Here is a 13,601-nt window from a genome sequence, read left to right on the forward strand (position 1 = left end):
CTAAAAAGTCATGAGAATTCCAAAATCATTGGACGACAACCTGATATTTCAGTTGGGAGCCATTGCCAGGAAGGTGCACCAGCATGTCGAGAATGTCTTCCGCAAAGAAAACCTGGACCTTACGCCTGAACAGTTTTCATTGTTAACCATATTGTGGTACAACGAAGGAATCAGTATCAAGGAGTTGGCTGACAGAAGCCAGCGTGATAAGACAACCATCTCACGTGTGGTCAATAATATGATTAAGCGCGATCTTATCCGGCGCCTGGACAATATGGATGATAAGCGTGCCAAGCGTATTTTTTTGACTGACCATGGGAGAAACCTGCAGGATCAGCTGGTGATGCTTTCCGGTGAAATATATGTGCAGGCTTTAGGCAACCTTTCGGATGAGGAGCTTGACCGGACACTGGAAGTGCTCCAAAAAATTGAAAACAATCTTTCTGATAATTCTGAATCATAATCAATTAATCAAACTTGTAACGAATGAAGACAATTTTCATAGCAATAGGTAAACTATTGTTATTAAGTATCATGATGCAGATAATCTGGAGCGTCGGTTTAGGAATTGGAAGCCAATTATTTCCGTTCGAGCTGAGTGCATCCGGAGTCGATGCCGGGCAACTGCTGCTAAGGATGACGGTCGTTTGCTTGATTCATACGTCGCTTTTGTATGCGCTAATGTACTTTTCCAACTGGAAAGGATGGAAGCTGGTCGGTTTACTGGCTTTGGAAATATTTGTCGTCCAGTTTGCTCTGAGTGCTGTCGAAGCTGTTTTCTTCGGGGAATATTTGAAAATGCCGGTAAACCTGGCCTGGTCGATGATGTTTACCGGAGTTGTTCTTGCGACCATTTGGAGCCCTTTAGCGGTGCGTATTACCGGAAACTGGAAAGAAGCTGATGGCAAGACTGGAAAGTTTGTACCGGGAAAAATGTTCTGGCTGAATATAGCAATACTTAGCGTGGTGGTGTATCCGTTTTTGTATCAGCTGGCCGGGTATTTTATTGCCTGGCGGGTGCCGGAAGTCCGGGCATTGTATGAGGGAATCGAGTCGCAGCCTAATTTTATCGCTCAACTTGGAGCATTTGTTTTTTCTGAATTGCATCTTTTGCAGATTGTTCGTGGACTGGTTTGGATTGCCATTGCCATCCCAGTGATGTTGGCGATGAGAACCGGCGTTTGGCTCAAAGCCCTGATGGTTGGTTTGTTGTTCGCTTTGTTGATGAATGCCCAGCATTTGTTGCCCAACGCTTTGATGGTTTCGGAAGTCCGGCTGGCGCACTTTATCGAAACAGCTTCCTCTAACTTTGTTTGGGGATTTGTTATTGTTTGGCTGCTGAGCAAAAGTGGTTTTACCCGCTCTTCAAATGTAGGAGAAGAAGGTAAGCTGGCTGCTGCATAGCGTTTGTGTCACGTAAAAAGACTAAATAAGAGCCCCGGCATCATTACGAAGTCGGGGCTTTTTATCTTGTCTTAGAAAGTTCTCTATAATCTTTTGTCTAATGTCTCTCTTCTTCCGTCAACTCTTTTCCCATTTCTGCGTTCGGTACAAAAATCCAATGTACCCGCGCACTCTGAGCACGTTGCCTTCACGCCAGATTTTTACATCGTAAAACTTACCGTTTTCAGGATCCATAATGCCGTCGTCGCCAACCCATTCGCCATCGTCGTTTTGGGTCAACCCATTAATGATTTGCATGCCCAGGATATGTTGATTGTGCAGATTTCCTTTGCATTTGTCGCAGAGAGGATCGGCATTCGGGTCTTCCCGGAATAATTTGATGATTTTGCCATACAATTTACCATCCTGAACATAGATCCTGACTTCCGATTTGGGTTTGCCGGTTTTGTCGTCAATGGTGGTCCAAACGCCGGTAACGTCCTGCGCAAAAACGGTGGCCGCCAGGTTGACCAGGAAAAGGGTAAAAAGAATACTGAGTGATTTCTTCATATTTAACATATACTAGTTTAGTTTTCAGTTTTTCTCAAAAATAGAATTTTCAACCAAAAATCCGATTTTAATTTTTGCTGTTTGGTTAAATAACATGTAAACACACCTAACGAAACAGTCTACTTTTTCATAACAGAAGAAGCGCGGGTTAATTGCTGCACATTGTACCGAATTACATCCAGTAGGGTCTTGGTATGATGTGTGCCCGGAAAATTGAGCAACGAGACAAGTTGGGCATCAGGAAGCACTTCCTTCAACGGTTTTCCCACCGGATTGTGCGCATTGTCGATAATTAGCATGGCATTGGTTTTCGACATGTCGCCAATCTGTCGGGCTTCGGGTGGTGCCGGACCAAAGACACCGGCTACCTGCAAGCCAAGCTCTTTGGCCAGAGGTTTTTGAAAGAAGTGAACTAACACCGGCTTATTTAGTATTCCATCTTTTTTCAGTGTCTCCTTCGCCTCGTCAATCACGGTTTCAATCTGTTGGATATTCGCTTCGGCTTGTTCCTTTGTTCCGAGCCTTTCAGCAATTTTCATAATGGATTTCCGAATGGTCGGTAAATCATAACGTGTATCGATTTGCAGCATTTTGCTCTCATCGACATGTAATCCTTTTCGCATCTTGTCGATCATCGTTTCATAACCGGCAAATACGATCAGGTCGGCTTTCATCACACGCGGAATGTCGCCTGGACGCAATTCGTATTCCGTGGGATGCTGCATTTGAAAAGGAGCCAGTACCGTGACATTTTTTGCCCCGGCTGCTTCGGCGAAAGCCGCAGTCCAGGCATTGGTGGCTACCACATTCTGCGCTTTTGCGGAAAATGAAAAGCCTATCAGCATTAGCAAAACAAGGAAACAACGGGTTGGTGAAAATTTCATGTGTGGATTGATTTATGATTTAAAGCGTTTGTGATTTACGTAGATGATTAGGAAAACCACCGACGCCATTAATGCAACACCCGAACTGGCCGGAATGTCTATTGCCAGCGAGAGAAAGAATCCCGAAAGGGAAAAAATGCCGCCCCACAGGCACGACCAGATGATGACGCCCCGCAAACTTTTCGCGTGAAGCGATGCAATGAGCGCCGGCAACAGCAACAATGCGTCAAGCAGGAGCGCTCCGATGAGTTTCATGGCGGCTGCTACGGTAATGGCAGTCAGCAGGATGATCGCATAGTACAATCGGCCCTCGTTTACACCGGAAGAGAAGGCAATTTCGCGGTCGAAGAACACCGCACGGAGCTTCCGCCGGTAACGGAACTGAAAGGCCAGTAAAAGGCCTGAAAAGGCCAGTACGCCAATTACTTCGTGCCAGCTGAGGGCGAACAAACTTCCCCACAACAATGAAAGTGTATCCTGTGCGGGAACATTGAATTTATAGATGAAGATGAAAGCCAACGAAATGGAGATGACCATCATGAACATGCTGATTTGTCCGGTATCGACCTGCATGGAACGCGAGGTTTTGGTCATCAACAGCACCATCAGTAGGTTGACCAGCATCGTGGTCCAGAATGGGTTGTACTGCATGGCCAATGCGATAGCACCTCCCAGAATAGCACCGTGCATCAGCATGAAGCGTAGTGGTAGCAGGTTCATGCGTAGCAGGTAAACGCCCGTTACCGGGAAGGTAAATCCTGCGAAAGTCAGTACCAGCAGACCTTTCAAAATGGGAGCGAGGGAAAGCATCTCTAACATAACCGTCCTCCTTTAAGCTCTTTTCGCGGCCAGTTCAGCTGATCGAGCCAGGCCGTTTCATGGGAGACGAGAATCATGGTTGGCGCTTCGGTTGAACTAAGTTCATTCAGCAATTCCAATAAATCTTCCTTTCCGCTCGAATCGAGAAATGAAGTAGGCTCATCAAAAAGCAACACACGCGCATTCTGACACAGGCAACGAGCCAGGGAAATCCGTTGTTTTTCGCCGCCGGATAGACTGTGATAGGATTGCCTGGCCAAATGGAAACAGCCGGTTCGCCGCATGGCTACTTCCACCCGGTATGCAATTTCTTTTGAGGAAAGTTTACGTTCACTGAGTCCTATAGCAGCCACCTCTTCGGCGGAAATCGGGAAGGTATTTTTGACATTCTCCTGATGTACATAGCCCACCAAGCTGCGGTTTTGTCGCCATTCATTGCTTCCAACGTTGATGTCGCCAATGCGAATGGTTCCCTGAACTGGTTGAATAAATCCGAGAAGTGTGCGTAACAATGTGGTTTTTCCGGTACCGTTTGCCCCGTGAATCACTAACTGTTCGCCGCGTCCCAGTTCCAGACTAAGGTCTTCGAGAATGCTTTTCCGACCGATATCGACCGTCAAGTTCTCAATCTTTACAGGTAAACCTTGAACACGTCCGGCACGCTTTCGCAGAAAAAGGTAGGCATCGTCGATGCTCATGGCATCCGTAATCAGATCTTCGGTGCGGCACTGTATATGCTCGACCAGTTCACCGTAGGAAAATTCTACACCATGCGCCCTGAAAACCGGAATAGCCCGCTCGCTGAGCAATTCTACACGACAGCGGGTGACTCCTAAACGCACCATTAGACAGGCTGCTGCCTTTCCCGCAATTTTATCGCGCACGAAAAGTTCTGAAGGTGGTATGTTTTTCCCTTTCAGGTAGTCTTCGAGTTCAAAAAGCGGATGCAGCCAGTGTTCGTTACTGGTAAAAACGATTTCTTCTCCGCGCCTGACGATGAGTGAGTGTTCCAACGGTCGTTAGTTTTGCCCGTCAAAATAAGACTTTTCGGGCAAAGCACAGAATGGAAATGGCTGGAAAATGGGAGAGATGTTGATTCCGGGAAACCGGATTATATTAGTTCCAACAGATTTTGAGCAAAAATACCTATCCCGATAAGGATAATGAAAATGGAAAAGATGTACCGAAGCCGGGCCTGATTGAGACGTTTGGCGTACCAGGCACCAATAATTCCGCCAAGCGATCCTCCAACAACAAATACAGCACTCATCAACAAATTGACTTCGCGTCCCTGAATGAGATAACTGGCTAGTCCAAACGTTCCGAAAAGGAAGATGATAAAAAGGGAAGTGGCAATGGCTTCTTTCATTTTCAGCCGGGCGCCCAGGTACAACGCCGGAACCAAAAGGAAACCTCCGCCCACACCGAAAAAACCACTGGCAAATCCGGTGATAAAACCCAGCACAACAATCCGGGTGTAGTTGATTTTTCCTGGTTCAGCGGAATCGTCCGTTTGATTTTTCTTCTTCCGGGTCATCAGGTAACCGATGAAAATCATCAGCAGCGAAAAGAAAAGCAACAGAACCGGCCCTTTAAACTGTTTGTTGAGCAAAGCGCCCAGATAGGTGCTGACCAACCCCGGTGCCGCCATCAGGAAGGCGATGCGAAATTTCACAAGCGATTGCCGCATGTAGCTGACTGAAGAAATGAGTGAAGTAACGCCAACGGCAATCAATGAAGTCCCGATGGCTAGATGAACATCCTGACCAACCAAATAAACCAACAACGGAACGGCCAGAATGGACCCGCCGCCACCGGTCATTCCTAAAGCGCCGCCCGATAATAATCCACTAAGAAGGGCATACAAATACGGTAAAATCATGGTTTATGTCGTTAAATCAATTGATGTTGTTAAGCCATCAGGTTATCAGTTCATTTTGCTGTTTCCCGGACCTTGATAGGAAGTCCGCTTTGTGCCCAATTGATGATGCCGTTTTTCAGGTTGATCACATTATCAAAATTCTGCTCCGAAAGAACCCAGGTTACCTGAAAGCTGCGTGAACCACTCCGGCAACCAATAATTACCTCTACATCGCGCGGTATTTCATCCAGCCGGGCACCGAATTCACTAATGGGCATTACCAGTGTATTCTCGACATCAAAGGCTACTTGTTCAATTTCTTCCCACTCGCGAACATCCATCAAGATAGCACCATTTTTAATTTTTTCGTAGGCAGTAGCTGCATCCACTTCTTTAATACCTTTTTCAATTCTACGGTTCATGGCATTTGAAATTAAATAATTCGACATGGGTCATCTACAAATGACCGGATTAACAACAAGCAGGTTTAATTCACAGGGCTGGTTAGTGGATGGTATAAAGGTCCTTTTAACGGACTTTGTTCTCTTAAATTCTGATGTAAAATAAAGGCAGTAGGATAAGGAATGCAAATCGTAAATTGTTATTTCCTATAACGTGGTGTTATAATGATGGTGGATTTTTGTAAACTTTCAAATACAAATTCCTGGTTTTTCTTGTTACATTAGGTAACCGGAACGCACAGGGAGGGAGAATGATGGAAATGACCGGCAGTGAGTAAGTCTAGTTATCGGGAAACAGAACACAAACAATAATAAACGATATGCCTGCACGAATGATGAACCGATTTGATTTTTTGTTGGGAGAATGGAACTTAACTTACCATATTCCGGAAAGTAGCCTGAGTTCGGCCGGAACCGACACCGGCGTGGGTAAATTTACCAAGGAAATGAACAGCCGTTATGTGATTTTCGATTATGCAACCGCATCGGGCGGCGAAGCAAAAGGCATATTTGCCTGGGACGAAAAAACGGAGATTTACCGCTACTGGTGGTTTGAAAATTCGGGTAACTTCTTAAGCGCTACCTGTGAATTTTTGGATGATGATACCCTGGCCATGAACTGGCACGATTCGCTGCTAGTGCAAACATTTACCAAAGAAGGGCCGGACAAAGTTATCCTGAAGATGCAGTACCCGACCCTTGGCGGAGGTTATGAGTTGATAATGGAAGTGGTTTTTACACGTTGAAAACTGTTTAACCGACAACTAAAACAGGGAATAGTGGAATTTCAGGGAATACAGGTATCAAGAACCTATCAGCAACTTAATCTTGCGGCACCGGAAGCGGTCTTTCCGTTGTTGTGTCCTGTCCGGGAAAAGGACTGGCTTGATGGCTGGGATTATACCATGATTCATTCGGTATCGGGATTGATTGAAGAGGGCTGTATTTTTTCCACGCCGCATCATGGTCAACAAGATACCATCTGGTATGTGACTGTTTATGATAAAATCAACTTCAAAATCGAATTTGTCCGGGTTACCCCGGAAGAAGAGGTTGTCCGAATCAATATCCGATTAAACGGAAGGGAAGACGGAACAACCACATCCCGGATTTCTTATGAGTATACAGCATTAAACGAGCAGAAGAATAAGTGGCTCAAAACGAAATTCGAGGACCGTTTCCGCGAAAGCATGATTTGGTGGGAGAAGGCTATCAATCACTATTTGAGAACAGGTGAAATGCTGAAAAAATAATCTTCGACCTATACAATACAAGTCTTTCCTGATAACTGACATCCGTCACTTACCTTCCTTGCCGGCTTGTTTATCTTTGGGCCGGATAAAAATTGGATTATGCATTATTGGAAAAAGTTAACCGGAGACGAAATCAGAGAGCGGGTATTTGGCGCTCTGAACCGGAATATCAACTATAAAGAAAGAACCACGCTGGGCATTCCGGCTTCGCACCTCGACGAAAATGTGTTTAACCAGGATGCCACGTACCTGAAAGATGCGCCGTTTCTATCGGCCATGGTGCACAACCCGAATCACATCGGGTGCCATACGCTGGGTGATTCGGAGCAATTTTTTGCCGGAACGCAGCAGATAGAACGGGAACTGATTGCCCTGGTAGCAGAAGATATTCTGAAAGGTGCCCCGGATTCACATGATGGCTATGTCGCATCGGGTGGAACGGAAGCAAATATGCAGGCTATCTGGATTTACCGCAACTTTTTCATCCGCGAAAGCGGGGCGAAAAACAACGAGATTGCCATTCTTTGCTCGGCCGATTCACATTATTCCATGCCCAAAGCCGGAAACATTATGAACCTTCCGGTGATTTCCGTTCCGGTAGATGACACGACCCGTGAAATCCAGCCGGAAGTTTTGGAGCAAAAGCTGGAAGAGGCGAAGACATCCGGTATCCGGTATTTCATCGTGGTTTCGAATATGATGACCACCATGTTTGGATCGGTTGACCGGGTCGAGACCTATGTTGCTGCATTGAAAAGGGCAGGTGTGGAGTATAAAATTCACATCGACGGTGCGTATGGCGGATTTGTTTATCCGTTTAGTACAACCGATGAAGATCTGACCTTCCTGAATCCGGAAATTACTTCGTTTACGCTGGATGCACACAAAATGGTACAGGCTCCGTTTGGTACCGGTATTTTTCTTATCAGGAAAGGCTGGATGAAGTATGCTACTACGGAAGAAGCGCAGTATGTCCAGGGAATGGATGCCACGATTATCGGTAGCCGCTCTGGTGCCAATGCTATTTCCGTTTGGATGATTCTGCAGACTTACGGTCCGCATGGCTGGTTCGAGAAGATTCATATCCTGAATTACCGCACCGAATGGCTCTGCAACCAGCTGGAAGAACTTAACGTGCCTTTTTACCGGAATCCTTCGTCGAACCTGGTGACGATGCGTGCGAGTAGTATTCCAACCGGATTGGTAGAAAAATACGGACTGGTTCCCGACAGTCACGGACAACCGAAATGGTACAAGATTGTGGTGATGGAGCATGTCACGGTCGATCACCTCATGCCGTTTGTCGAGGATTTGAAAGTTCATCTGGCCGGCAAGTAATCTGCTTTTTGCGGAAGGACGAGCAGATAAAGTTTGTATTTTAGACGGAAATTCATTGCCATGAGAATATTTTACGCTATTGCTTTTCTGTTGATACTCCTGATGGCGGGCAAAGTTTCGGCTCAAATCAGGGCGACAACTGCCTCCGGAAATAAAGTTCTGTTGTTTCCTAACGGGACCTGGAAGTATGATGAAGGACAGCTTGTAAAAGATACACTTCCAAATTCCGCTACTCAGTCACAGACTGCTGTCGCACCCGTAGTAACAACGGCGCCGGCTTCCTGGTCGATGAAAATTGATTCGAGCCGGGTGGATTCGACGATGAAGGAGCAAATTATCGATGTATCCAGTCCGCGACTGGCTCGTTTCTTTGGCGAGGAAAAAGGCCGGATGCGTTGTAGTGCCGAGTGTGTTAACGAAAAAGGAGTGATATCCATTCGCCTGGAGTGGGCTGCTGCAGTGGGAGATGCTAACCGCTACTTCGGTTTCATGAGAGATTTGAAAGACGTAACTTTTTTGTTGGCGAACGGCCAGGAGTTGAAGTTTCAATACAACCCGGGTTTTAAAGAACATTTCTTCAGTAATTACAATATTTCCTATTACAATGGTTCGGTGACATTGACGAAGAACGATATCGGTTCTTTATTATCTTCTCCGGTTGTTCGTATCGATATGGACTGGAAAAAAGCGCCGGAAGAGTATGAAGTGAAAGGTACGCAGTATTTTATGAATAACCTGCCAAAGGTTTTATAAGAGACGACAATTATCGAAATATTCTATAAAAGCTCCCTGTTGGAATGCATCCGGCTGGGAGCTTTTGCTTGCTTAGGCATTTGAGGAGTGTGCTGAACTTTTCCTTTCCTCGCTTTGTTTCCCCGGTAGAAGTTTCATTCGAAACCTTGTAAAATCAAAATATTAATATGATGGAATATAGAAGACTCGGAAAATCTGGATTAAAACTGAGTACGTTATCGTTGGGAAGTTGGGTAACATTTCATCAGCAAATCGATGATAGCAAAGCCGATATGCTGATGGGACTGGCCTATGAGCGTGGTATCAACTTTTTCGACAACGCCGAAGCCTATGCTATGGGTGAAAGCGAAAAGATGATGGGACGTGTCCTGAAGAAGAAACAGTGGGACCGTACCTCGTATGTGGTGTCAAGTAAGGTATTTTTTGGCATTCATGGCGAAAACAATAAACCCACGCAACGCGGACTATCGCGGAAGCACCTGGTGGAGGCCTGCAACGAAGCATTGCAGCGTTTGCAAACCGATTACCTCGATTTGTATTTCTGCCACCGTCCCGACAAGGAAACTCCCATTGAAGAGGTGGTTTGGACGATGAATCACCTGATTCAACAGGGAAAAATCCTTTATTGGGGAACGTCGGAGTGGAGTGCTGCCGAAATTATGGAAGCATTTATGGTAGCTGAGAAATACCGCCTTATTGGCCCGACCATGGAGCAGCCGCAGTACAACCTCTTCGAGCGCACGAAGCTGGAAAAAGACTACCTGACGATTTTTAAAGATGTTGGTTTGGGAACCACTATCTGGAGTCCGCTGGCTTCGGGTCTCCTTACGGGAAAATACAACGATGGTATCCCGGAAGGCTCGCGTTTGGATGACAAAAAGATGGAATGGCTGAAAAACAACATTCTGAATGACGATAAAATTGAACGGGTCCGAAATCTGAAGAAAGTAGCCGATGATTTGGGAACTTCACTGGCAACGCTGTCGATTGCATGGACCATTAGCAATCCGAATGTGACCACTACTATTTTGGGTGCTACCAAAAAAGAACAGCTGGAAGAGAACCTGAAAGCACTGGAAGTGTACCCGAAACTGACGCCGGATGTGAAAGACCGGATTGACGAAATCATGGGCACCAAACCGGTATTACCAATGTTTTAAATGATATAAAATTGAAAACTCCTCTGTTGGCGGGCAGAGGAGTTTTTTATGTAAGGGCAGAGACCAATACTTGTTGCTTTTGTATTAATTTGCCGTTTTATGAGTCGATTCGCCCAAATAACCACCCATTAAGCGATTGGTAGCGTAAGAAGAAATACGCTGCCTTTTTCTGGTTCAGATTCCACCCATATCTTACCACCATGCATTTCAATAAATTCCTTGCAAAGCAATAATCCGAGCCCGGTTCCGGATTCACTGGCGGTACCTGTAGTTGAATAACTGTATTCAATCCGGAACAGTTTGTCGATGGTTTCTTTTTCAATCCCAACACCATTATCGGAAACCGATACCGTTACTTGATTCTCATTTTGTTTGGCGCTGACGCGTATTTTCCCTCCTGGGTGAGTGAATTTTATTCCATTTGATATCAGGTTCCTCAAAACCGTACCGATCATGTATTTGTCCGCAAAAACAGGAAGGTTGTGAGGTAAGTCTTTGATAATGGTGATAGCTTTTTGCTGCGCTGAATCATTAAATAATTCAGCGACTTCATTAATTAAGGTAACCAGTTCGATGTATTCCGGATTAAATTCAATTTTGCCCGTTTGAGCGCGTGCCCATTCCAACAGATTTGTCAATAAATCCATGGCCTGCTTCGATGAACGATTAATGATGGCGGCAAATTTTTCAACTCCCTGGTAGTCTTTCCTGTTCATCTGTTCGACCAGCAGTTCACTGAATCCGAAAATGCTGTTGAACGGACTCTTCAAATCGTGGGCTATAATGGAGAAAAAACGATCCTTGGTGGCATTGAGTTCGCTTAAGCGGGCCTTACTCTCAATCAGCGCATCTTCCGCATTTTTGCGTTCCGTAATATCACGTACATTCAGGATGACAGATTGGATGAGTGGATTATCAATTTGATTGGAGCCGACAGCCTCAAGATAAACCCAACCACCATTTTTATGCCGGTGTCTGTACTGCGTTCCGCCATTGTCCGAATTCTTAACAATATCCTGAAGGGCAAGCAACACTTTTTCCTGATCTTCGGGATGAATCAATTGCTCAATAACCGGTATCTGTATCAATTCGTCGGGACGATAACCCAGAATCTTCTCACACGATTCACTTACATAATGCTGAATGCCATTCGAATCTAACAGCACAATCATGTCAAATGAATTTTTAAGCAGCTGCTCCAGACGTTCTGTACTTCCTTTGCTGAGTTCTTCTATTTGCTTTTCTAATGCTTCGTATGAGGGTTTTTTATGCATGTATGTTTAGTTGGAATAGTCGTTTCAAGCCGGGCATTTGTTGTTCAGTTTTTTGATGTTTGCTCGCTGCAGGTACAACTCAAATCTACTCGACTGGAACTTAATAATAACCGCGATGTAGCCTTATTTATTGTGCATTGCCTAAAATGTAAAGATTCACTGAATAGTTAGCACTATTCTATATATTCTTTCTGTTATAATTGCTTATGGTAGTTGTGGTCTGTGCGTCGTTTTAGTTTACTTTTCAGTTACATCAACTCTACGATTACTCCGAGTATTCCAATAATTAAACTTAAAAGCGTGAAATATTTAGTGTCAAATCTCCCAAATTCAGTGTTCTTTATTTTCTTGAAAAAACCGACGTATTTAAAATCTCCGATTGTGCGCAGAATAAAAACAGATGAAATAATCCAACCGCTATAATCAAGTATTACACTGGGCAACTCTGTTTTTAAATTTCCAACCTTTAAAAAGTAGTACAAGGCAAATAACAACAATCCAAAACCAACAATTGACGTTTCAATTTTTCCCGGATTAAATACTTTATTACCATTATTGTCGGCGGGCAGTGCTTTATCAAGTCCTTTTTTACCACCAAAAACCCAGTAGAAGTGGAGGAGGGAAAGCAGAACAAATAGAACAATCAATATGGTTCCAAAAACTTCTTTCATTTCATTGACTAATTTCGATTGTCAGATTCTTCACTGTTTCAGCATTTAATTCTTGAAAACTGTAGATAAATCAAATCAGTCATTTCTTTCCGGTTATTTAAAATACTCCTGTAGAAACCGCACAAAGTTGCCGTGCATAACATTTTGCACATCTTCATCACTAAAGCCTCTCTTTTTGAGCAACCCGGGCAGTTTTTGTATATCTGCGATGGTATCCAGATCGTACGGGCACTGTTCATTTCCAAAAGCACCGTCCAAATCACTGCCGACACCGACATGTAGCGAATCGCCGGCCAGCTGACAGATGTGATCAATGTTGTCGACCATGATTTCCAGCGATACATTCCGTCCTTTGGGTGTAGAAACGCCGCGAATCCAATCAGGCACCATCATCCATGCATCAAGCGCGACACCAACGACCGCCTCGCGGTTAACCAGTTCCCGAATCATGTCATCACTGAATTGCCGGTTATGGTCGACAAAGTGACGGCAGTTGTTATGGCTCGCCCAGATGCTTCCTTTGTAAATGTCCAGCGCATGCCAGAAGGCATCGTCATTCAGGTGGGTCACGTCCAGAATCATGTCCAGTTGTTCCATGGTTTTCAGCAGTTCGACTCCTTTGGGATTCAGTCTTCCGGAAGAGTCGGTTCCATTGGCATATACGCCCGGTCCGTAATGTGCCGGACCAATGGCCCGTAAGCCATACTTATAAGCTCTTTCGAGGTGATTCATCGAAATGATGGAGTCGGCACCTTCGAGACTAAGTAAGTAGCAAATTGGCGCCTTTTCATCGGGATTTTTCCATAATGCCAGGCTTTCTGTTAATGTTTGACTGTCCACAATTTGCTTCATTTCGCCGGCCTCTTCCATGGTGCGGTACCATTGCAGCTGTCCCTGTGTTTGCGCCCAGGCCTGTTCCTGCGAATACCAACCTGGAATTGGACTTTCCGGCTTTACTACCCGCGAAATTTGTGTGGCGACAACCAAGCCTACCTTTCCTTCCCGTAAGGCGGGAAATGAGACCGTGTTCTTACCGCGGTCTGGTTTATCTGTCATGCCTTTTTCGCTTTCGCGGATTTCTTCGACCGTCCAACGTTGGTCACGGTTCCACTCCATGGCATTCATTGAGATGTCCAGGTGAGCGTCGAAGCACAATATTTTATCTTTTTCCATT

The 13,601-nt window shown here is 45.1% G+C and carries 16 protein-coding genes; 7 read left to right on the top strand and 9 right to left on the bottom strand.

Translation table 11 applies throughout. The features are described from left to right. Nucleotides 1-10: 10 nt before the first annotated feature. Nucleotides 11-463, top strand: coding sequence for a MarR family winged helix-turn-helix transcriptional regulator (locus tag T426_RS0108415; RefSeq protein ID WP_025865776.1), 453 nt, complete (start codon nucleotides 11-13; stop codon nucleotides 461-463). A 23-nt stretch (nucleotides 464-486) separates the two neighbouring features. Continuing rightward, nucleotides 487-1,404, top strand: coding sequence for a hypothetical protein (locus tag T426_RS0108420; RefSeq protein WP_153637612.1), 918 nt, complete (start codon nucleotides 487-489; stop codon nucleotides 1,402-1,404). A 117-nt stretch (nucleotides 1,405-1,521) separates the two neighbouring features. Here T426_RS0108420 and T426_RS0108425 read toward each other — a convergent pair whose 3' ends face one another. From T426_RS0108425 to T426_RS23160, 6 genes are all read right to left on the bottom strand, one after another. Then, on the bottom strand, nucleotides 1,522-1,953 hold the full coding sequence (locus T426_RS0108425) for a DUF2147 domain-containing protein (RefSeq protein ID WP_025865779.1): 432 nt from the start codon (nucleotides 1,951-1,953) through the stop codon (nucleotides 1,522-1,524). Between the two features lie 119 nt (nucleotides 1,954-2,072). Next, complete coding sequence (locus T426_RS0108430; protein WP_025865780.1) at nucleotides 2,073-2,837, bottom strand: metal ABC transporter substrate-binding protein; 765 nt, start codon at nucleotides 2,835-2,837, stop codon at nucleotides 2,073-2,075. Nucleotides 2,838-2,849: 12 nt separating this feature from the next. After that, nucleotides 2,850-3,656, bottom strand: coding sequence for a metal ABC transporter permease (locus tag T426_RS0108435; protein ID WP_025865781.1), 807 nt, complete (start codon nucleotides 3,654-3,656; stop codon nucleotides 2,850-2,852). Beyond that, the gene (locus T426_RS0108440) at nucleotides 3,650-4,669 is read right to left on the bottom strand and encodes a DUF1893 domain-containing protein (RefSeq protein WP_025865782.1); all 1,020 of its coding nucleotides are present in this window, start codon (nucleotides 4,667-4,669) and stop codon (nucleotides 3,650-3,652) included. Before T426_RS0108440 ends, T426_RS0108435 begins: the two co-directional genes overlap by 7 nt. Nucleotides 4,670-4,767: 98 nt before the next feature. Beyond that, the gene (locus T426_RS0108445; RefSeq protein WP_025865783.1) at nucleotides 4,768-5,538 is read right to left on the bottom strand and encodes a sulfite exporter TauE/SafE family protein; all 771 of its coding nucleotides are present in this window, start codon (nucleotides 5,536-5,538) and stop codon (nucleotides 4,768-4,770) included. A 50-nt stretch (nucleotides 5,539-5,588) separates the two neighbouring features. Continuing rightward, complete coding sequence (locus T426_RS23160) at nucleotides 5,589-5,939, bottom strand: rhodanese-like domain-containing protein (protein WP_025865784.1); 351 nt, start codon at nucleotides 5,937-5,939, stop codon at nucleotides 5,589-5,591. 371 nt (nucleotides 5,940-6,310) lie between these two features. On the opposite strand from T426_RS23160, the gene T426_RS0108455 reads away from it, so the two are divergent. The 5 genes from T426_RS0108455 (at nucleotide 6,311) to T426_RS0108475 (ending at nucleotide 10,482) form a co-directional block, all read left to right on the top strand. Then, nucleotides 6,311-6,724, top strand: a complete 414-nt coding sequence (locus T426_RS0108455) for a hypothetical protein (RefSeq protein ID WP_027585535.1) — start codon at nucleotides 6,311-6,313, stop codon at nucleotides 6,722-6,724. A gap of 33 nt (nucleotides 6,725-6,757) precedes the next feature. Continuing rightward, nucleotides 6,758-7,231 carry a hypothetical protein gene (locus tag T426_RS0108460; protein ID WP_025865786.1) on the top strand — a complete coding sequence of 158 codons (474 nt, stop codon included), beginning with the start codon at nucleotides 6,758-6,760 and terminating at the stop codon, nucleotides 7,229-7,231. A 99-nt stretch (nucleotides 7,232-7,330) separates the two neighbouring features. Continuing rightward, nucleotides 7,331-8,569: a pyridoxal phosphate-dependent decarboxylase family protein gene (locus T426_RS0108465; RefSeq protein ID WP_025865787.1), complete on the top strand. Its 1,239-nt coding sequence runs from the start codon at nucleotides 7,331-7,333 to the stop codon at nucleotides 8,567-8,569. A 60-nt stretch (nucleotides 8,570-8,629) separates the two neighbouring features. Next, nucleotides 8,630-9,322 (top strand): hypothetical protein, encoded by a 693-nt coding sequence (locus tag T426_RS0108470; protein ID WP_027585536.1) that lies wholly within the window; start codon nucleotides 8,630-8,632, stop codon nucleotides 9,320-9,322. 170 nt (nucleotides 9,323-9,492) lie between these two features. Then, nucleotides 9,493-10,482 carry a potassium channel beta subunit family protein gene (locus T426_RS0108475; protein ID WP_025865789.1) on the top strand — a complete coding sequence of 330 codons (990 nt, stop codon included), beginning with the start codon at nucleotides 9,493-9,495 and terminating at the stop codon, nucleotides 10,480-10,482. Nucleotides 10,483-10,610: 128 nt separating this feature from the next. Here the strand turns inward: T426_RS0108475 and T426_RS23165 are convergent, their stop codons facing one another. The 3 genes from T426_RS23165 to T426_RS0108490 form a co-directional block, all read right to left on the bottom strand. Then, nucleotides 10,611-11,756 carry a PAS domain-containing sensor histidine kinase gene (locus T426_RS23165; protein WP_051568962.1) on the bottom strand — a complete coding sequence of 382 codons (1,146 nt, stop codon included), beginning with the start codon at nucleotides 11,754-11,756 and terminating at the stop codon, nucleotides 10,611-10,613. A 248-nt stretch (nucleotides 11,757-12,004) separates the two neighbouring features. Next, the gene (locus T426_RS0108485) at nucleotides 12,005-12,427 is read right to left on the bottom strand and encodes a DUF3995 domain-containing protein (protein WP_025865791.1); all 423 of its coding nucleotides are present in this window, start codon (nucleotides 12,425-12,427) and stop codon (nucleotides 12,005-12,007) included. A 93-nt stretch (nucleotides 12,428-12,520) separates the two neighbouring features. Beyond that, nucleotides 12,521-13,600, bottom strand: coding sequence for a dipeptidase (locus T426_RS0108490; RefSeq protein WP_025865792.1), 1,080 nt, complete (start codon nucleotides 13,598-13,600; stop codon nucleotides 12,521-12,523). Nucleotide 13,601: the final 1 nt, after the last annotated feature.

Origin of the sequence: Prolixibacter bellariivorans ATCC BAA-1284, assembly GCF_000621705.1 — a bacterium.
GTDB lineage: Bacteria > Bacteroidota > Bacteroidia > Bacteroidales > Prolixibacteraceae > Prolixibacter > Prolixibacter bellariivorans.